At 38.5% G+C, this 20,106-nt stretch carries 15 protein-coding genes; 2 read left to right on the top strand and 13 right to left on the bottom strand.

From position 1 onward, the window contains the following. Nucleotides 1-570: 570 nt before the first annotated feature. Entirely contained in the window at nt 571-2,652 is a 2,082-nt protein-coding gene (locus tag JN080_RS09765; RefSeq protein ID WP_256235783.1) for a sigma 54-interacting transcriptional regulator, read from the bottom strand. A gap of 346 nt (nt 2,653-2,998) precedes the next feature. On the opposite strand from JN080_RS09765, the gene JN080_RS09760 reads away from it, so the two are divergent. Beyond that, the gene (locus JN080_RS09760) at nt 2,999-4,057 is read left to right on the top strand and encodes a phosphotransferase family protein (protein ID WP_256235782.1); all 1,059 of its coding nucleotides are present in this window, start codon (nt 2,999-3,001) and stop codon (nt 4,055-4,057) included. 3 nt (nt 4,058-4,060) lie between these two features. Continuing rightward, a complete protein-coding gene (locus JN080_RS09755) occupies nt 4,061-4,807 on the top strand; it encodes a 2-phosphosulfolactate phosphatase (RefSeq protein WP_256235781.1) in 747 nt (248 codons plus the stop codon). An 87-nt stretch (nt 4,808-4,894) separates the two neighbouring features. Here JN080_RS09755 and JN080_RS09750 read toward each other — a convergent pair whose 3' ends face one another. From JN080_RS09750 to JN080_RS09695, 12 genes are all read right to left on the bottom strand, one after another. After that, nucleotides 4,895-6,523: an acetate--CoA ligase gene (locus JN080_RS09750; RefSeq protein WP_256235780.1), complete on the bottom strand. Its 1,629-nt coding sequence runs from the start codon at nt 6,521-6,523 to the stop codon at nt 4,895-4,897. Between the two features lie 138 nt (nt 6,524-6,661). Further along, nucleotides 6,662-7,837, bottom strand: coding sequence for an iron-containing alcohol dehydrogenase (locus tag JN080_RS09745; RefSeq protein WP_256235779.1), 1,176 nt, complete (start codon nt 7,835-7,837; stop codon nt 6,662-6,664). Nucleotides 7,838-8,367: 530 nt separating this feature from the next. Next, nucleotides 8,368-9,324 carry an alpha/beta hydrolase gene (locus tag JN080_RS09740; RefSeq protein ID WP_256235778.1) on the bottom strand — a complete coding sequence of 319 codons (957 nt, stop codon included), beginning with the start codon at nt 9,322-9,324 and terminating at the stop codon, nt 8,368-8,370. A 97-nt stretch (nt 9,325-9,421) separates the two neighbouring features. After that, a complete protein-coding gene (locus JN080_RS09735) occupies nt 9,422-10,552 on the bottom strand; it encodes an amidohydrolase family protein (protein WP_256235777.1) in 1,131 nt (376 codons plus the stop codon). Nucleotides 10,553-10,636: 84 nt separating this feature from the next. Continuing rightward, complete coding sequence (locus tag JN080_RS09730; RefSeq protein WP_256235776.1) at nt 10,637-10,993, bottom strand: Rieske (2Fe-2S) protein; 357 nt, start codon at nt 10,991-10,993, stop codon at nt 10,637-10,639. Between the two features lie 259 nt (nt 10,994-11,252). Beyond that, nucleotides 11,253-12,839, bottom strand: coding sequence for an ATP-dependent acyl-CoA ligase (locus tag JN080_RS09725; RefSeq protein WP_256235775.1), 1,587 nt, complete (start codon nt 12,837-12,839; stop codon nt 11,253-11,255). Nucleotides 12,840-12,892: 53 nt separating this feature from the next. After that, a complete protein-coding gene (locus JN080_RS09720; RefSeq protein WP_256235774.1) occupies nt 12,893-14,251 on the bottom strand; it encodes an MFS transporter in 1,359 nt (452 codons plus the stop codon). Between the two features lie 308 nt (nt 14,252-14,559). Beyond that, nucleotides 14,560-15,918, bottom strand: coding sequence for an MFS transporter (locus JN080_RS09715; RefSeq protein WP_256235773.1), 1,359 nt, complete (start codon nt 15,916-15,918; stop codon nt 14,560-14,562). A 43-nt stretch (nt 15,919-15,961) separates the two neighbouring features. After that, nucleotides 15,962-17,548, bottom strand: a complete 1,587-nt coding sequence (locus JN080_RS09710) for an AMP-binding protein (RefSeq protein WP_256235772.1) — start codon at nt 17,546-17,548, stop codon at nt 15,962-15,964. 98 nt (nt 17,549-17,646) lie between these two features. Then, nucleotides 17,647-18,057 (bottom strand): Zn-ribbon domain-containing OB-fold protein, encoded by a 411-nt coding sequence (locus JN080_RS09705; protein ID WP_256235771.1) that lies wholly within the window; start codon nt 18,055-18,057, stop codon nt 17,647-17,649. Nucleotides 18,058-18,112: 55 nt separating this feature from the next. After that, complete coding sequence (locus tag JN080_RS09700) at nt 18,113-19,282, bottom strand: thiolase C-terminal domain-containing protein (RefSeq protein ID WP_256235770.1); 1,170 nt, start codon at nt 19,280-19,282, stop codon at nt 18,113-18,115. Between the two features lie 282 nt (nt 19,283-19,564). Next, a complete protein-coding gene (locus tag JN080_RS09695) occupies nt 19,565-19,969 on the bottom strand; it encodes a nuclear transport factor 2 family protein (protein WP_256235769.1) in 405 nt (134 codons plus the stop codon). Between the last annotated feature and the right edge of the window lie 137 nt (nt 19,970-20,106).

Raw genomic sequence — 20,106 nt, 5'->3', positions numbered from 1 at the left:
TAATTCATTAGAATCCTTCTGAATACCTTAAAAAAATAGGTATAAAAGATACTCATTCTAAATAATGCAAGAATAGTGCCACTATTTGATTTTTTTAAAAATAATTCCCGACGTTAGTGATCACAGCCTCTCTAAGCAAATTTTTTAATTAATCTAATAAGGATCTATGAAATGGTGTATGAATTTCATAATTGGGACCAATAATCATGTCTGAAAATCAAACAACTATTTGATTGGATGGGACTGCTGGGCCATGAAAGAACAAAAGCGAAAGCGCCCGTTTAGCGGCGTATGAACTGGAGCACACCGACTGAGATAAGGTGAAACATCAATCAGTGAGGGTTTTATTCGCTGATTGTTAGTTGAGCCAATCGGGTTTTTACGGGCAGTTGAGAATTTACTGCCCGTTAATACGCGATAAAGGAAACACGAAGCGCCTTAGCGCATTCGTGCTTGACTTACCGTAGGGCGATGGGCGAAGTACACTAGGAGCAGGAAGCTGTAGCTAGACGATGAAAAAAAGCACACCCGCTAAAAGTGTACTTTTTCCAGTTTCTATTGTTTGTAAGCTTAGGATATTTGAATATCTTCATATTTTTTTAATTTATCATAAAGCACGGAACGACTGATCCCCAATAGCTTACAAGCTTTGCTTTTGTTTCCATCAGATTTTTTTAACGCTATTTTGATTGCCATTTCTTCCGCTTTTTCTAATAATGACTTATCCATATTATGTTGATCTTCATCCAACAATGAAAGAACACCAATTTTTTTTAGCAAATATTCCGGTAAATCTTCCAAGTGGATCATTCCATTTTCCGCAAAAACCATAGCTCGCTCACATACATTCCTTAATTCACGAACATTTCCCGGCCAATCATGTTCAAGTAATGCCTGCTCTGCCATAGGATCCCAAGCCGTGATACTAGTACCATTTTGTTTATTCAAATCCCGAATAAAGGAATCTGTTAACAGCAAAATATCTTCCTTTCTTTTTCGAAGCGGCGGAATTTCGAATGATATAACATTTAAACGGTAAAACAGATCCTCTCTGAACTTTCCTGTTTCCACCATTTCTTCTAATCTGCGGTTCGTAGCTGCAATAATTCTTACATCAACTGAAATACGTTCCGTACCGCCAACACGATAAAACTCTCTTTGTTGTAAGGCACGGAGCAGCTTCGCCTGCAGCTGCAAGGACATATCACCGATTTCATCAAGGAAAAGCGTTCCCCCATGTGCCATATCAAACTTACCTATTTTCCCTTTCTGTTTAGCACCAGTAAAGGCTCCCTCATCATAGCCGAAAAATTCAGACTCTAATAGATGCTCTGGTATCGCTGCACAATTTACGGTAATAAACGGAGCGTTTTTCCGATTACTTGAACTATGAATTGCGTGGGCAAAGAGTTCTTTGCCTGTCCCGCTCTCGCCGCGAATCAAGATCGTTGTCTTTCCTTTTGCTGCTTTCATCCCGCTTCGAAATAATTTTTCCATTTGTGGATCTTGAGAAATAATTTCATCAAACGTAAATTGGGAGGCTTCAGGTATTTTTCTTGAAGTGATTTCTTGCTTTTCCTGCCGTTCATAAGTTCTGAACCTTTCACGTACCTCATGTAATTGGCGGTAAACTATCTTTCCAATTGCACCGATGATTTGATCCCCTTGATATACTGGAATACGGCACACGAAATAATTAATGCCTTTGATCTCCAAAAAATCACTTATATCTGCTACTCCTGTTTTAAACACTTTTGTCAATTCAAAGTGAGGAAAAACCTCATCAATCGGAACTTTTTCTACATCCTTTTGCTGAAGATCAAAAAGCTGCAGAAGAGAGGGACTAATAAAGGTGGTTTTCTCCTCTTCATTAATCATCACAAAGCCGTCATAGGAGTTATCAATAACTGTTTGGAGCAAACTTTTTAATTTTTTTATTGTTTCTAGCTCTTGCGCCATATTTTCTAATTCCGATATATTTTGAAACAAAGCAATATAACCTTGTTTTCCGTTTGTCATATTGTATCTTGACAAGCGGATCATAAAGTAATTTCCATCAATATGTTTTTGAAAATGAACTTCTTTTTGCTGAACCGGAATCTCCCAATCAGTGAAAACGCCTAAAAAATCTTTATGTAATAATTCAGCTGCTCCTTTCCCCAGCATCTCCGCTAACCTGTGATTAACAAAAATAATCTGCTTGTCTTCATCCGTCATAAATGCTCCTAGATTGGAAGTTTGCAAGATAGTTTCAAGCTGACCCTTTAATATTCCTGTCCTGTGAAGAAAGCTTTTGACCACTCCCGATTTTGAGATAAGACCAACGGGTATTCCCTTATCATTTATAACAAAACCAGTACCAACTTCACTTACTGCAATGTATTGTTCCAATTGTTCAACAGTCGTTGTTTCCGAAATGGTGCCAATATCTTTCTTAATAAATTTACCGATTGGTGCATCCATTTTTTCATTAGAAAGAAGCATTTGAAAAAGAATACTTCGTGTAAATACCCCGATCAACCTTCCAGACGAATCGACAACCGGAATCGTATTCAACTTATATTTATTCATATATATGATAACGTCATTTAATGTTTGATCCGTGTGTAAACACTCTTCAATGGGGGTCATAAATCCCTTTAAGTTTTCCAAACCATTTAACCCCTTTCACATTCCAAATAATGTCTTTTATTAAGTATCATCATTTATCAAAAATTAGTCAAGATTATTCTGAATTATCAGATTGCAGACATTCTATATCCTCACCTGAGTAAATAAAATATTTGAATTGAAAGGGTAAGCTGTTTGAATAAGCGACACTTTCATACAGCAAGTGTCCGGAAACTATTCTATTTTTTCTATGTCTTTTCTAAGATAAATCCCTCTCATATATTCCTTATATCAAGTAAACCGCTCACGCGCTGAAATTTCTTTTTATTGGCACGATTTTTGCATGTTTTATTAATAGTAAATGAAAAGATTATTAGGGGGTTGATTCATGTTAAAACAAAATATAAATGTTCTTAATCGATCGCAAAATGACATTAATTGGATTGCCTTTGAAAAGTTTGTGCGGAGTCATATCGAAAACCTTGATCCTTCACCTTTAAAAGTCAAACAATTTACAGAAGGATATTCGAATTTAACCTATCTGATAAAAATCGGAAATTGGGAAGCAATAATGAGGAGACCACCTTTTGGCAAGCTACCGCCAAAGGCACATGATGTTGAAAGGGAATTTATATTGCTTGAAAAACTCCATTCCGTTTTTCCGCTTGCTCCACAACCGTACTTATATGAGGAAGATCCAAACATAATGGATAAGCACTTTTATATTATGGAAAAGAAAAATGGCATTGTCCTGGATGATCGTATTCCACCTTTGTATCAAGAGGTACCCAATATCGAAAAGATCCTTTCAGAATCTGTCGTTGATACATTAGTACAGCTGCATGATATTGATTATAAACAGGCTGGCTTGGCTGACTTTGGAAAACCAGATGGCTATTTAGAACGGCAAGTACATGGCTGGATGAAAAGATATAAAAATAGTAAAACCGATGAAATTGAGGTTTACCCTGATATCGAAAAGTGGATAACATCTAACATACCGGATTCCCCAAGTCCTACCATCGTGCACAACGATTATAAAGTTAATAATATGATGTTTTCTGTGATTGATCCTGGTAAACCAGTCGGTGTGCTTGATTGGGAAATGTGTACAATTGGCGACCCGCTTACCGACCTTGCCTCTGCGATTGCCTATTGGAAGGATGAGAATGATCCATTTACTGCCATCAATTCAGTAACAACAAATGGCGGATTTATCTCAAGACAAGCGTTTCTTGAACGTTATGCCAGCAAAAGTAACAGAGACCTTTCAAACTTTCAATTTTACTTAGCCTTTGCCTACTTTAAAATTGCTGCGATTCTTCAACAAATCTATTATAGGTGGAAAGAGGGTCACATCGTTGATGACCGGTTTAGCAGCTTAATTGAAGGGATACAAAATTTAATGCAATTATCGCATGACGTTATTTACTCAAAAAAAGGATAAGATATGACAAAAATTCATGTATTGACCCAAAAAGAAGCGATTGACCCCTTAAAGTTAAAAAACTGTATTGTCGTCGTTTTTGATGTACTCTTAGCCACTACAACGATTACAACCCTTTTACAACATGGTGCTAATAAAATCATTCCGGTCCTGAATGCGGAGGAAGCATTAGCAGTGAGCAGACAGTTACCGCAAAACTCTTTTATTTTATCAGGTGAAGCAAACGGTTACGCTCTAGATGACTTTATCTATCCTTGTCCCCTTAAATTAATGGAGTCTGATATCAAAGATAAAACAATTATCTTTTCAACAACAAATGGAACTGTAGCATTGAACAACTCCCTTGATGCCTCCTTTATATATGCATCATGCTTGTTAAATGGTGCTTCTGTTGCACAGTATTTATTAAAAAGCCATCGGGATAAGTCCCTCCTGCTTGTATGTTCTGGAAACCATGGACGTTTTTCAATGGAAGATTTTATTGGTGCAGGGCACTTGATTAACGCCCTGCACCGAAACACAGAGTCAGTATTTCACTTATCGGACGCAGCAATACTGGCCTATAAGTTCTATCAACAATGTCAGCAAAACCAAATAGTAGAATATTTTCTCACATCCCAAACAGGCAAATTGTTAACTTCAATAGACTATGAACAGTCCATTTTTCATGCCGCTCAACGTGACATTTATCCAATTGTACCGGTGGTAAGAAAAGGAGACTATCCATACCTAGAAATTGCATATTCTTAACCATTTTAGGAGAATAAATTTGAAACAGCCAACAATTCAAAAAAATTGCTGGCTGTTTTTTTCTAGCTATTAAATTTGAACAGCCTTTTATTTATTCGCTGTTTGCTCATTTAATTTCAAAAGATATCGCTGAATTTTCCCGCTTGGAGTCTTAGGAAGATTGTCTGTAAATTCAACTTCTCTTGGATATTGATGTTTAGATAATTTACTTTTAACAAAAATACTTAATTCTTTTGCTAGTTCATCCGAAGGTTCAAATGATGAATTTAGAACTACATATGCTTTTACTATTTCACCTTTTGCAGCATCTGGTTTTCCGACAACAGCAGCTTCTGCAACAGCAGCGTGTTCGATCAGGCTGCTCTCTACTTCAAAAGGACCAATCCGATACCCTGCACTGGAAATAATGTCATCCGCCCGGCCTTGGAACCAAAAATACCCATCTTCGTCTTCATTCGCGAGGTCTCCTGTTAATAGCCATTTTCCTCTAATTTTTTCTTCTGTTTTCTCGGGATTCTTCCAATAGCCAAGGAAGAAGTATGGAAATGCAGTCGTATCAACCGCAATTTGTCCCACCTCCCCTTTTTTAACAGGATTGCCGTCTTCATCGACCAATGCAATATTAAATCCTGGGGATGGCAGACCCATTGAACCTGGTTTTACAACCATATCGGTCACATTAAAATTGTCGACAATCATCCCAGTCTCTGTGCAGCCGTAGTGATCATAAATCGCTCTGCCGAAGGTTTCTTTAAAGAAACGGACAACTTCCGCATTTAATGGCTCACCCGCACTGCTGAATTTTTTTACTTTAATAGTATATTTCTTAGCAAGCTCTGAGCCATAAGTCATCATCATTCTATACGCTGTTGGGGCATAGGCAAAGTTAGTAACCTTGTATTTTTCCAATAAAGAATACACCTTCTCAACATTAAAAGAACCTTTATAAACGAGAAGGGTAATGCCATAGCTCAAAGGAACAAATGTACAATTGATAAGTCCATATGCCCATCCTAAATCTGCCCCTCCAAACAATAGGTCGTCATCCTCTACTCCGATTCCATATCGAACGTAAGGATAAGAACTTACTAGTATTTTATGCGCCCAAGCTGCTCCCTTTGGCAAACCAGTAGATCCGGACGTATATTGGATCACGCTTGGGTCCATCAAGTTTGTTGGTTCAGTTTCATGCTGCTCTGAAAAAGATTCTATAAATTCCCAAAACGTTAATCCATTTCCTAATAATCCGTCCGTTAAAATAAGTTTACTAGGAATAGATACTTTTTCTACTTTCTTTGCTTGTTCCTGATTGGTCACCAATATTTTACAATCACAATCTTCTAATCGATATTTGATTGCTTCAGGGCCAAAAGCTGTAAACATTGGTACATAAACCGCACCTATTTTCCATGTAGCCAGTACAGTAATAATAAGTTCCATGTCCTTACCGAGGAGCCCTGCAACTCGATCTCCTTTCTTTACTCCAAGGGACCTGAGTGCATTAGCCATGCGATTGGATTGTTCTTTTAGTCTCTGGTATGTCCATACATCCGTATTTCCCTCTGCATCTTCCCAATATATTGCAATCCGATTTGGGTCATCAGCCCAACGGTCACAGCATTCGTGCCCCATATTAAATCTTTCATTTACATTCCAGTCAAATGTTTTTAGTACCTTCTTCCATGAAAATCCATCTAAAAGTTCTGTATAATTCATCTTCTATCACCTCGTAAATAAATGAATAGATTCATTTCCCTTATTAAGTATTAAGCGCTTTCAAATGAGTTCAATTAAAACCTCAACTATATATATTGATAGTGATTTCTTCATCTGGAAAAAGGTTTACACAAAATCCTACCATGCTGCCTCTAAAAGTGATGTAATCTCTTTATGTAATTCATTGGTGTTCAAAACAAACGAATTTTCTTCTCCATTAATATCGAAAAGAATATTTTTTACTACTAAAGGTATACTCTCTTTCGGAACATCAAAATCTCTTAAGCAATGTGGAATTTCCAGGTCTTGGATAAGACTTTTAATTAATTCCGGCGCCATACTCGCATTTTCTACCACATTTCCCTTACGTAAACCTAAAGCTTCAGTAATTTGCGACTGTTCATCATACGTTCTAGGTAAAAGAAACTTCATTACATGCGGCAGCATAATGGCTGAGGTCATTCCATGAGGAATGTTATATGTTGCCCCTAATTGATGCCCGATACTATGTGATAGTCCTAACTTAATATTGACGACAGAAAATAATGACAGCCATGCCCCTACTTGACATTCTAGTTTCGATTCTAGATTAGTAGGATTTTTCTTTGAAATTGGTAAGTTATAATAAAGCTTTTTTAACGCCTGTAATGCTAAACTAGTGTTAATTGGATTTGGAACTGGAGTATATAGGGTCTCAACTGCATGATCGACGGCTCGAATACCTGTTGATATCCAAAGCCAATCAGGGGTCTCTTTTGTAAAAACTGGATCTAAAAATACGAGTTTAGGAGTCATGTTTAAATGAGAAAATTTATATTTTACATGATCCTTCCCTTTAGTAGTACCGGCTATGCTGGTAAACTCAGCTGCTGAAAGTGTTGTAGGAATGGCGATTTGAGGAATATAATCCAACATCAATGGTATCTTTTCTTTAATATTTTCCGAATAAGGATACAGTTCTTCTTCTGACTGGATCCCTTCAGTTAATACCAATGAAAGAATCTTTGCTGCGTCAATTGGACTGCCGCCACCGCAGCTTATTATTAGATCAGGATTAAAATGACGGATTTCTTTTAGATTCTTCATCAAAATGTCGCAGGGTACATGTTGTTTTGAACAGGTAACATAAATTTCAAATTCGTTTGCGTGTAGAGTACGGATCATGCTTTTATAGGCCTTTGTTTGTAATATACTATTGGTAGTGACAATTAATAATCGCTTACCATTAAGCTTGTTTATTTCACTTACAAGCTGTTCAGCTACGATATTGATCCCGTAATGAATCCGTTCTACAGGAAGATACTGATAAATCATTCTTGTTCCCCTTTCCATTCATTTTGCATTGTTAATGGAGAAACACCCCTGCTACAATGAAAAACTTCTTACTTAAATTAGGAAAATCAAACTGTTGTTTGTTTTAAATTATATAATAAATGATTTAATTTGTACATAATTTTCTAAATATTTAAATAACTTTTAATACTTAATATAAATTCAAAATTAACGCTAACCCGATCAATTTTTTGGTACTTAAATATAAAGTGAGACTTCCATTAGTAGGGCTTTACTTACCTAAAATGTAGTATAAAAAATAAATAAAAAAGCAGTGAAGTTCACGAATGAAACCTCACTGCTTTTATAAGTAGAAAATCCTTTTTCATTTTAAGTACCAGTGCACATATTTGTTTATTAGTACTACACCGCATTTTACTTTTAATATTTTCCTGTTTCAGAAACTTCATATGCATATGACATAAGATTATTAACTTTAGTTATTAAATTTGAAAAGCGTATGTCTTTCGTATGCCCCACTTTCCAACGATAATAATTTTGAATATAAAATCTTAAACGGCAGTATTTGAAGAAAATTGTTTGTTTAATGCATTTGTAATTTGGTCAAGAGCCTTATTAGCATCATCCATTAAGACCGGCATCCAGAAGAAACCGTGGATTTGACCCTCATATCTTACTAGTTCAACTGGAACACCTGCTCCTTTTAATCTATCAGCATATGCTTCTCCCTCATCACGCAAAACATCATATTCACATGTAATAACAAGAGCTGGAGGCAGGTCTGAAAGATCCTTTGCAAGAATAGGAGAAGCATAAGGATTTAATTTTTCATGATCATGATTAAAATATTGATCAGCAAACCAATGCATAGCAGTTGTTTCTAAATAAAAACCTTTGCCATTTTCCAGATAGGATTTTGTACTAAAGGAGAAATCTGTTACTCCATATAAAATAATCTGATAGGCAATATTTGGACCGCCGCGGTCTTTTGACATTAATGGAATAACGGCCGCTAGGTTACCTCCAGCACTATCGCCACATGTAGCAATACGGCTAGGATCCCCATTATAATTTGTAATATTTTCAGATACCCATTTTGTGGCGGAATAACAGTCTTCAATGCCAACTGGAAATTTATATTCAGGAGCAAGACGGTAATCGACAGAAACAACCAAACACTCGGTAGAATTTGCCAACGAACGACAAATTGGATCTACTATTTCCAAATCCCCCAGTACCCAACCGCCTCCATGGAAGAATACGATAACTGGAAATGGCCCTTCCCCTTCTGGAGTGTATAAACGAAGTGTAATCTCCGAGCCTTCTACAGGAATCTTAACATCTTCAATTTTAGCAACTTCTTGCACTTCCCCACGTAAATCTTTGTAAAAAGCTAAGAGTCCATCCCTATTCTCTTGTACAGACATTTCCTCGATTTTTGGGGCACCTGCTTCATAGGCAGCATTAATTTGATCTAGTAGATTCTTCACTGCTGGTTGTAATGTCATATTCAATTCCTCCAATTTCAAATCTATTTTTACTATTTTATAAATCTAGGAAACAAGAACTATTCATTATGGAAAGGGAATAGTAATGATTCTGTTCCTATTTCGTTGGATCTGGAAATCCATATAATTCTACTGCATTTTTATAAAGAATCTTTTCTCTAATGTCTTTTGGAATTTTAGCAAATACTGCATGAGGTGCATCGAATTCCCAATGAGGATAGTCACTACAAAATAGGAGTTTATTCGTACCAATCATCTCCATAATCTGTACTACATGCTTTGCATCTTCATGACGTTCAGGTTCAATAAATGGTTGAGTACCAAACCACATTTGATCCCTAACCTGCTGACTTGGCGGACGCTTCACCCAAGGAACTTCTCGCTTTAGATTTCTCCAATGGGTATCCATTGTATACATTAGATTAGGCAAATAAGCAAATCCACCTTCAACAAACACCATTCGTAACTCCTGATATTTCTCCAATACACCACCAAAAATAATGCTGTTTATTTGTGCCTGATACGTTAACCCGTTGTTCGTTTGCCCTTCAGGATAGTAGTTTCCTAGAACTGGTCCTTGTCTAAACAAACCACCTGGAACGGAAACATGGAACGTACAGACAAGCCCATTTCTCAGTGCTGCTTCCCAAATTGGATGATAACGCTTTTCTCCCCAACCGCCATAAGGGGAATGAATCGATAATCCAACTTGAATCATTTGTGGATGACTTCCTACACGATCAATCTCACGTGCAGCAGCTTCTGGATCTTGGGAAGCGATGACGACAGAACCACGTAGACTAGGATCCTTTGATAACCAGTGTTCAATTTGCCAGTCATTATAGGCACTTGCTACAGCTGTTGCCATTTCATGCTGAGGGGAAGCTGATAACATAAATGTTGAGTCTGGAAATAGAATAGAATTCGCATAGTTGTATCGATCCGCCACTTGTTCTTTATAAAAACTTAGTGAAGAACAACCAAGACCTCCTTCTGGAGGGATACTATCCATGCGGTGGCCTGCATTCGCAACAATAGCCATGACGGGAATTCCCGGAAAAACACCCTTCCATTTACAATCTGTCAAAAAATCTCTCCAATAATCACTTAAATACGGATTAAGATCTTCGTAACTATGAGGATTTGGATGGACATCACAATCAATAACTGGTAATTGGTTCTTCTTAACCGCAGATTGCGCCCCACTTTTTTCAATAGTTCTTGACATTTTTTTATCCCCTTTCAAAAATAGATAGATGTTTTAGGTGGAATGTGTGCGCTTTCAATTAAAAATATGAATTACTCAATATGTTTACGCGTATACGACGACATCGTCCCCTTCAATTTTCACATCAAACGTTTTAACCTTCGTGTTTTCAGGATCATGCATGGAACATCCATTCTCTACATCAAAACTCCAATGATGCCAAGGGCAATAAAGAAATCCTCCTGGTTTTTCATAACAGATTTCTTTTACTTCAGTTGTTGATCTTGCAGCACCTCTCAATACACCTTTTTCAAATTCCGCACCTTGGTGCGGACAAGCATTTCGCAAGGCATAATACCCATCGTCTTTTCGAACGACTATAATGGACATTCTTCTTACTTGGAAGACTTTCTTTTCACCAGATTGCAAGTCGTCTTTTTTACATACAATATTTCTTTCCAAATTTAGAACCTCCCTTTTTAATTAACAAACTAACGATTGTTTGAATTTATTATAACAAGATCAAATAATTGAATCAACATCGTTTTCCAAATTTTCTGAATATTATACCACAATCAATCCTTAAAGCTTAATAGACATCTTGATCCTTCCCTGCTTATCCTAAAATTAATAAAATCAAAACCTAATTTATGATGGAGCCTTAAATCTATTAAACTCAGTTTCTTGTTTTTCCTTAATTAGGTTGTTTGGGATATCCTATTTAGCGGTGGACCTTATATCCTACAAGTTCTCGATCCCAAGTACCCGATGTAATCCCTTCTTGGCGCAGCTTATATTTCTCCACTCGCTGGGACGTGTTTTTCGGCAGTTCCTCAACAAATCGAATAAAGCGAGGAACCGCAAAATAGGCCATACGATCCTGACAGAAATCAAGAAGTTCTTCATGCTGCAGTTCTTCCCCTTCTTTTACGATAACAACAGCCAGCACTTCTTCTTCTGATAGTTCAGAAGGAACACCAATTACAGCTGATTCAAAAACTTTTGGATGATCGTTAATTACTCGTTCAACCTCATATGACGATATGTTCTCCCCTCGTCTGCGGACAACATCTTTTTTGCGATCTAGAAAATAGAAGTAACCGTCTTCGTCCATTTTCCCGGTATCACCTGTATGGAACCACAAATTTTTCCATGATTCAACTGTGGCTTCAGGCATTCCATAATATCCTGAAAACATGATATAGGGTTCATTTGGCCTGCATACAATTTCCCCAGCCACCCCAGGTGGACAAGGGTTGTCATTTTCATCGTGAATTTCAACCTCATAAACCGGAACAGAAAAGCCACAAGATCCTTTTCTAAAAGAAGAAGCTGGGTTGTATAGTGCTGTTCCAAGTTCAGTTGAGCCGTAAACTTCGGAAATTTTCACTTGGAATCGATTCTCAAAGTCCTCATATATTTCCATCGGCGTAGGAGCCCCAAATACTTTTCGCACAGGGTTATCAGCGTCGTTTGAACGTTCTGGCTGCTTCATAAGCATTGTAAGTAAAGAACCCATAAAATTAAAAGCTGTTATTTGTTCCTCCCGGCAAATATCCCAAAATTTTGAAGCTGAAAATCGGCTGTGCATGACGACATCGCAGCCAACCAACAATGCTACCAGAATTGTCGTATAACGGGCATTGACATGAAATAATGGGAATGAGGTAAACAATCTATCTTCTGGACCATACTTCATTAGTTCACAAGCAGTTTTGGCGACACTAAAATTGGCTTTATGGCAGAGTATAACCCCTTTAGAAGGCCCTGTTGTCCCTGACGTAAATAAGATAAGCGACGGGTCTTTTGGCTCAATCGGAACATGAATAGTATCATCATTTGCCTTTAGGAAAAGTTTTGAATAAGAATGGAAAATAAATTTATTGAAAATTGGCTCATAATCATCCCCAACTACAATGACATGGCGAAGGTGGATAAGGTCGCTGGCGATGTTATTTACGCGTTCCACCCATTGTGAAGAAATAACAATGGCTTGGCACTCGGCTTTATTGAGAATGTAGGCAAGGAGATCACCTCTAAAAGCAGTATTTATCGGAACTTCGATCACACCAAGCCGTGCTAAACCTAACCATGCGGCTAAAAACTCAGGGCTATTTGGCAGCATAACTGCGCATGTTTTCCCCTTTGAAAGCCCAAGTGAGGTTAAAAAGTTAGCAACTTTATTTCCGCTTCGATGAAATTGATTATACGTCAGATCAGTATGATCAAATCGAACAAATCTTTCGTATGGCTTTGCAGCTGCGCGGTGTTCTACTATTTTTCCAAACGTTTCTAAACCTTGGTACATATTTTCATCTCCTTCTGCACTTTAGCTGTCAAAAGCTATATGAATCATATTTTTTATTTAATATTAATTACTGTTTTCCCTAATTGTTGGACAGGTTCATTTGCCCCTATTTTGAAATCACTGTACCTATCTTGAACAAACAATATTGCAATTGCTCCTAATATCCCAGGAATCGCAAAGCTTACAAAATTTAAATGTGTTGGTAAACTTAACCCCAATAGCAATCCACCAAAAGTTGGTCCTACAATTGCACCAATCCGCCCCATTCCGCTGGTCCATCCGACTCCAGTGGATCTTACATAAGTTGGATAAAATTTGGATGCATAACCGTAGTTGGTAGTGCCAGGCCCATTTGAGCATGCACCTGCAATAGCAACTAATAAGTACAAAATGATAGTCCCTGGTTTTAATCCAAGTAAACTTAAACTGATAGCACCAATGAGTAACATACCCGAGATGATCTTTTTCGGTGCTTTGCGGTCAGATAACCAACCTCCAGTAATATTTCCAACCATTACTCCAATATTTAATGCAAATAAAAATAGTAAACTAGATTTTAATGGATAGCCAGCTTGAACCATTAGCTGCGGAAGCCATGTACCCAAACCATATATCACTAATAAAGCCATGAATGATGTAATCCAGAACATGATGGTAGACATACCACGCTTTTCATCAAAAAGCTTTGCTACCGGTAATCCAGATTTAGGTAAATAAACTTCAAAGATGTCATCCTTTTTTGGTACATATGAAGGATTTAAACCTTGAAGTATGGAGCTGACTTTTTCATTTTCTTTTCTTACTACAAGAAAGGCTAAAGATTCAGGCATAAACTTAATCATGAATGGTACAGCAAATAAAGGCAGCCCACCCATAAAAAACATCCATTCCCAACCCAATCCTGGAATAACGGCAATCCCTATTAATGCTACCCCAATTCCTCCGATGGCAAATCCCGATGATATTAATCCAACCAACATACTTCTGCTAGACTTCGGCGAATATTCAGACATAATTGCAACTAGAAGCGGCGGCATCCCCCCGAGTCCAAGTCCCCCAATAAAACGATAAATGGAAAAATCCGTTGGTCCTTGAGCAAATCCAGTTAAGAAAGTAAAAAAACTAAAAATAATGAAACAAACGACTATCACCCTCTTGCGTCCCCAAATATCAGCTAAAATTCCACAAACCAGTGAGCCTATTAAACTTCCAAACATAGCTAAACTTCCGATAAAACCAGCTGTACTTGCCGTAATGCCCCATTCTGCGCTGATACTAGGAATAACTGAACCGAATACGACCATGTCATACCCATCACATAACATGATAAAAGCACACCATGCTACAACAGCTAAATGTACAAAGTTAAATTTGCTTTCATTTACTACCTGTACCACATTTATTTTTTGCATATGAATTCCTCCACGAATAGTTATTCATCTAAATTTTGAATCTTTGCTTACCGGTGAATTTTGTATCCGACGAGTTTACCTTCCATTTATCTGGTGTTGTCCCTCCAGCCTAAAGTATTGTCCATTCTTTGAGGACGGATACTCTGGAACTCGTTCATAAACCTTATATAACGTGGAACTGGTAAATGAGTTAATTTCTTCTGACAGAAGTGAAGCATTTCTTCCGGTTCAGTTCTGCCCCATCCTTTAAAGTCATGCGTTAGTTTCAAACTATAACAACTAAATATTCGTGCAATAAGTGGAGAATTTTATAAATTGGCTGATTCTATATTTTTATTTGTATGGTTTGGTTCATCTATACCCATCTTGAAATCACTGTACTTGTCCTGAACAAATACAATTGCTAGCGCCGCTATTGCAGCTGGTATTGCAAAGCTAATAAAATTCATTTGGGTAGGTAAGTTTAATTCTAGTAAAAGTCCACCAAATGCCGGCCCCGCAACTGCTCCAAAACGGCCAATGCCTAGAGACCAACCAACTCCAGTGGATCTAATGTGTGTTGGATAGAATTTAGAAGTGTATGCATTATTGACACATCCTGTACCTGTAGAGCATGCTCCGGCAATTGCGACTAGAAGGTACAAAATAATAGCGACTGGCTTAAATCCAAGTGCAGCTAAACAAATTGCACCTAGCACGAACATTCCAATAATCACCTGTTTTGATCCCTTACGATCGGCAATCCACCCTCCGCCAACCTGACCAAAAATAGCTCCAATATTTAATGCAAATAAAAACATTAAACTAGATTTTAGAGGATAACCCGCTTGAACCATAAGCTGTGGTAACCATGTACCCAATCCATAAACCATTAGTAAAACCATAAAAGATACGATCCAAAACATTATGGAAGAAATCCCACGTTTTTCGTCAAAGAGCTTGGTTACGGGCATACCGGTTTTTGGCAAATTAACTTCATATATGTCATCTTTATTCGGTTTATAGGATGGATTTAAACGTTTTAATAAACCACTTACTTTTTGGTTGTCTTCCTTTACTACAAGATAGGCTAAAGACTCAGGCAAATTCTTAATCATGAATGGTAAAGCAAAAAGTGGAAGACCGCCAATAAAAAACATCCATTCCCAACCAAATCTTGGAATAGTAGCAATTCCAAGTAACGCTACTAATATTCCGCCAATAGAAAACCCTGTCGACATTAAACCAATCAACATACTTCTATTAGACTTCGGAGCATACTCAGAGGTTAGCGCAATAACCAGAGGCGGCATCCCCCCTAATCCCAGTCCTGCGATAAAACGATAAATAGCAAAATCTGTTGGTCCTTGGGCAAAACCGGTTAATAAAGTAAAAATCCCAAAAAGAGTGAAACAAGCTAGAACAACTTTTTTCCGACCAAATAAATCTGCTAAGACTCCACATACCAGGCATCCTATTAAACTTCCAAACAATGTTAAACTTCCAATAAAACCAGCTGTACTTGCCGTAATTCCCCATTCTGCGCTTAGGCTGGGTATAACAGATCCAAAAACAACCATGTCATAGCCATCACATAAAAGAATAAAGGCACACCATGCAACAACTGTTAAATGCAAAGAGCTAAACTTGCTGTCATCAACCACTTGAACCACATTAATCTTTTGCATTTGCGTTCCTCCTAACTATTTGTACTTTAAATACATTTCTTCATTAACGTTGGACACTGTATCCAACAAGTTCACGGTCCCATGTGTCTGGAGTAATTCCATCCGCCCGGAGCTTGTATTTCTCAGTCCTTTGAGAAGGGGTTCTCGGAAACTCTTTTATAAACCGTATATAACGAGGAACAGCAAAATAAGCCATTCTAGGCTGGCAGAAGTCAAGCAGTTCTTCCGGCTTCAGCTCTTCACCTTCTTTTAAAATAACGACTGCCAGAACCTCTTCTTCTGAAAGTTCAGACGGTACTCCAACCAAAGCCGCTTCCTGTACTTTCGGATGAGTATTAATGACCCGCTCGATTTCATATGAAGATATATTCTCTCCTCTCCTCCGGATGACGTCTTTTTTTCGGTCAACAAAGTAGAAATAACCGTCCTCATCTATTTTGCCGCGATCGCCCGTATGGAACCATAAGTTCTTCCACGTTTCGACCGTTGCTTCAGGCATTCCGTAATAACCTGAGAATAAAACCCAAGGTTCCTTTGGACGGACAACAATTTCACCAACTACACCTGGTGGACAACATTGGTCGTTCTCATCATGAATTTCAACATCATAAACTGAAACAGCCTTTCCACAGGAGCCTTTACGGAACGATTCAGCACGATTGACCATCGCTAACCCAACCTCTGTTGACCCGTAGGCTTCAGTGATTTTTACATTAAAGCGGTTCTCAAAGTCTTCATATATTTCTAATGGTACCGGTGCCCCTTGAATCATTCGGACTGGATTATCGGCATCATCAGGACGTTTCGGCTGCTTCACTAACATTGTTAAGAGCGATCCCATATAAGTAAAGGTTGTAATTTGCTCTGCCCGGCAAATATCCCAGAACGTCGATGCGGAGAATCTCTCATGCATAACAACATCACTTCCAGCCAATAACGCTGGCAAAATCGTCGCATAACGAGCATTAACGTGAAACAGTGGAAATACTGTAAAGAAACGATCATCCGGACCATAATTCATCAAGTCACAGCATGTTGATGCAAGAGCGAAATTTGCTCGATGGCTTAAGATTGCTCCTTTGGATGGCCCCGTTGTACCCGAGGTAAAAAGAATAAGCGATGGATCGTTCGGTTTGATTTCGACATCCACTGGAGTGTCGCTTGCCCTAGCCATTACATTTTCGTAAGTATGACATAAAACTGGACTTGTCAGGGGCTCATAATCTTCTCCTACTACTATGACGTGGCGTAAATGTGTCAGTTCTTCTGAGATTTCCCTAATTCTCTCAATCCATTGTGATGAAATGAAGATGGCTTGACACTCTGCTTTATTGAGGATATAAGCAAAAAGATCCCCACGATATGCCACATTTATTGGAACCTCGATTACACCAAGACGGGCAAGACCAAGCCATGCCGCAAGAAATTCCGGGCTATTAGGAAGCATGACAGCACAAGTTTGCCCTTTTAAAAGCCCTAACGATTTCATCATGTTTGCTACCTTGTTGCCGTCTTGATGAAGCTGGCCATAGGTAAGGTCAGTATTAGAGAAGCGGACAAATCGAGAACAAGGCTTTTCCTCTGCGCGGTATTCAACTATTTTTCCAAATGTTTGAATTCCTTTGTACATTTCCTTTTTCCTCCCGGGATTTTTAAACAAACGTATGTTTGAATTTTAATTTCATAATAGATTAATAAGTATTGTAATTCATTACAATCATTCCAAAGTTAAACAAGACGGAACTTTGGAATCGAAATTTCTTCTGACCAATCTTCAAAAGTGACTTCTACCTTCATTCCTATTTCCACACTTTTAAGTTCACATTGAACCACATTACTCATCATCGTTGGGCCTTCATCAAGCCCTATCAAGGCAATTACATAGGGTGCTTCGGCAAGGTATGCCTTTGTAATAGCACGGTGCATAATGGTGAAACTTTTGATTTTACCCCGGCCTGATGCGGGAACCCACTCCACACTTCTACTAGCACATTCCGTACACATAATTCTTGGATAGAACTGATGGTGACCACAGTCTGAACATTGCTGAATCAGGAGCTCATGGTTACGGCAGCCTTCCCAATATCTAGCTGTTTCTACTGTTGGACGCGGAAAAATTTTTCCAGAATGATCAATCATGAGTATCGACCTCGCATTAATAGCACTCTCCTTTTATCCTAGAATATCTTGTCGTTTAGCTTCTCTCTCTGCCAAGAATAAGCGTAGTATGACTGGACATAATCCCGCCCTGCCCATGTACAAGAGCCACTTCTGCCCCCATAACTTGGCGATCCCCAGCCTGATGGCGAAGTTGAAGAACTGCTTCAGTCAAGGCAAACATCGACCCCGGATTTCCTGGATGACAATGTGATAGCAGGCCTCCGTGAGTGTTTATAGGAATCTTACCGCCCAGTTCGATTGCCCCATTTTCAACGAAAGCTCCCCCTTCTCCTTTTTTACAAAAACCGAGATCTTCTAATTCAATAAGGACTGTAGGCGTAAAACAGTCATATAGCTCGGCAAAATCCATGTCTTCCGGACCTAAGCCTGCCATTTCATATGCCCGTCGGCCAGATTCGACAGCTGCTGAAGTGGTAAGGCTGCGTGCCTGGCTAATATGCTCGTGACTATGGCCTTCACCAACCCCCAATAGATAAACAGGCTGGTGTGGGAAGTCCATTGCCCGTTCTGCAGAAGTTAGAATAACCGCGGAACCACCATCAGAAATTAAAGAGCAATCTAACAGATGTAAGGGATCGGCTATCATTCTTGAATTCACTACATCTTCTACTGTGATCAGTTCCCTCATCTGAGCGGCTGGATTCAGACTTGCGTGCTTACGGCAGGCAACAGCAACAGCAGCAAACTGCTCTGCAGTTGTACCGTATTTCTCCATATGTGCTTTACCAATCAATGCATATAGCGATGGTACGGATGGACCATACGGTAATTCGAATTGTGCGTGACCAGCAGATACCTGCATCGCCATTGCCTGTTCAGGAGACAATCCACTTTTTAAACTGTCGGCCATTGTGATCAATACTGTATCGCACATTCCTGATAAAATGGCAGAAGCAGCGTGATGAAGAACGGAAAAAGTCGTTCCCCCGCCTGTATTCACACTCAAACAAACGCGTGGGAAAATTTGCATGTATTCAGCTATTGCCTCCGCATGATACATATAAGGCTCAGCAAATGAATTACAGGTAATTAAACCATCAATCTTATCTTTGCTAATTCCGGCATCAGCCAGTGCACGGAGGCCTGCGTCGACACAAAGCTGGGTCGCGCTCATATGAGGTACCATCCCAACTTGCGTATCTGCGGCTCCGATGATAGCGACTTTTCCGCGTATTGATTCCATTTTTCCCCCTTCTTTCTTTACCAGTTTCCGTTGAATCGCACAACGGCCATACCAGGAGCGATGATCTCATCGGCCTCATTTTTAACGTTTATCGTTACCTCATAGAAAATTACAGTTTTGTTTGACAGAATCATGATCCCTTAAGAATATGTGTAGACCGCTGTCATAGTCTCATCCCAAAAAATTAAAGAAAACCTTTGAATAAATCTATTCACTTAAAAACGGGGTAAATGTGTTCATCATTTACCCCATTTTTTCATTTCACTTATTTTGGATTAATTTTTACCCTAAGAAAACTGCTCGTGTATGTTCAGTATCCAGATATTCCTTTACTTTCTTAATCTTCCCGTCTTCAATCTCGAATAGGAAGTGGTACAAATTATTATAGACACGGCCATTATTTAATTCACAATATGACTCTGTCTCTACGGCAACACGGTTGCCTTCTGCTGTTATGGCTAGAGGAGTTAAACGAATCGCTCCAGTTTTAGTCGTGCTAGCTAATCCTGAATTCATTTCTCTAAATGCCTGCATACCCTTTTCACCAGAAATTCCCTCAATGTTGCCCGCAACCCACCACGTTGCCGAATCAGACAGAAATGACATAAATGCATCAATATCCCCTGTAGAAAATGTTTCCATAAAGTTTAGGATTAGTTCTTTATTTGTTTCTTCAATTTTCCCCATTTTTTAATCGCTCCTTTATAAAATAAATATGATCATGCTTCAGGGAATTACACCCCTTTAATTGTTTTATATGAGTTGATAAAACTACCATAAATAAAATGCGAAACGCTACAGAGAATTTTTATAACCAAACGTTT

The sequence above is a fragment of the Bacillus sp. EB600 genome, assembly GCF_024494385.1.
GTDB lineage: Bacteria > Bacillota > Bacilli > Bacillales > Cytobacillaceae > JAEVLT01.
Note: the sequence above shows the minus strand (reverse complement) of the source record. Positions and strands in the feature narration are given on the sequence as shown.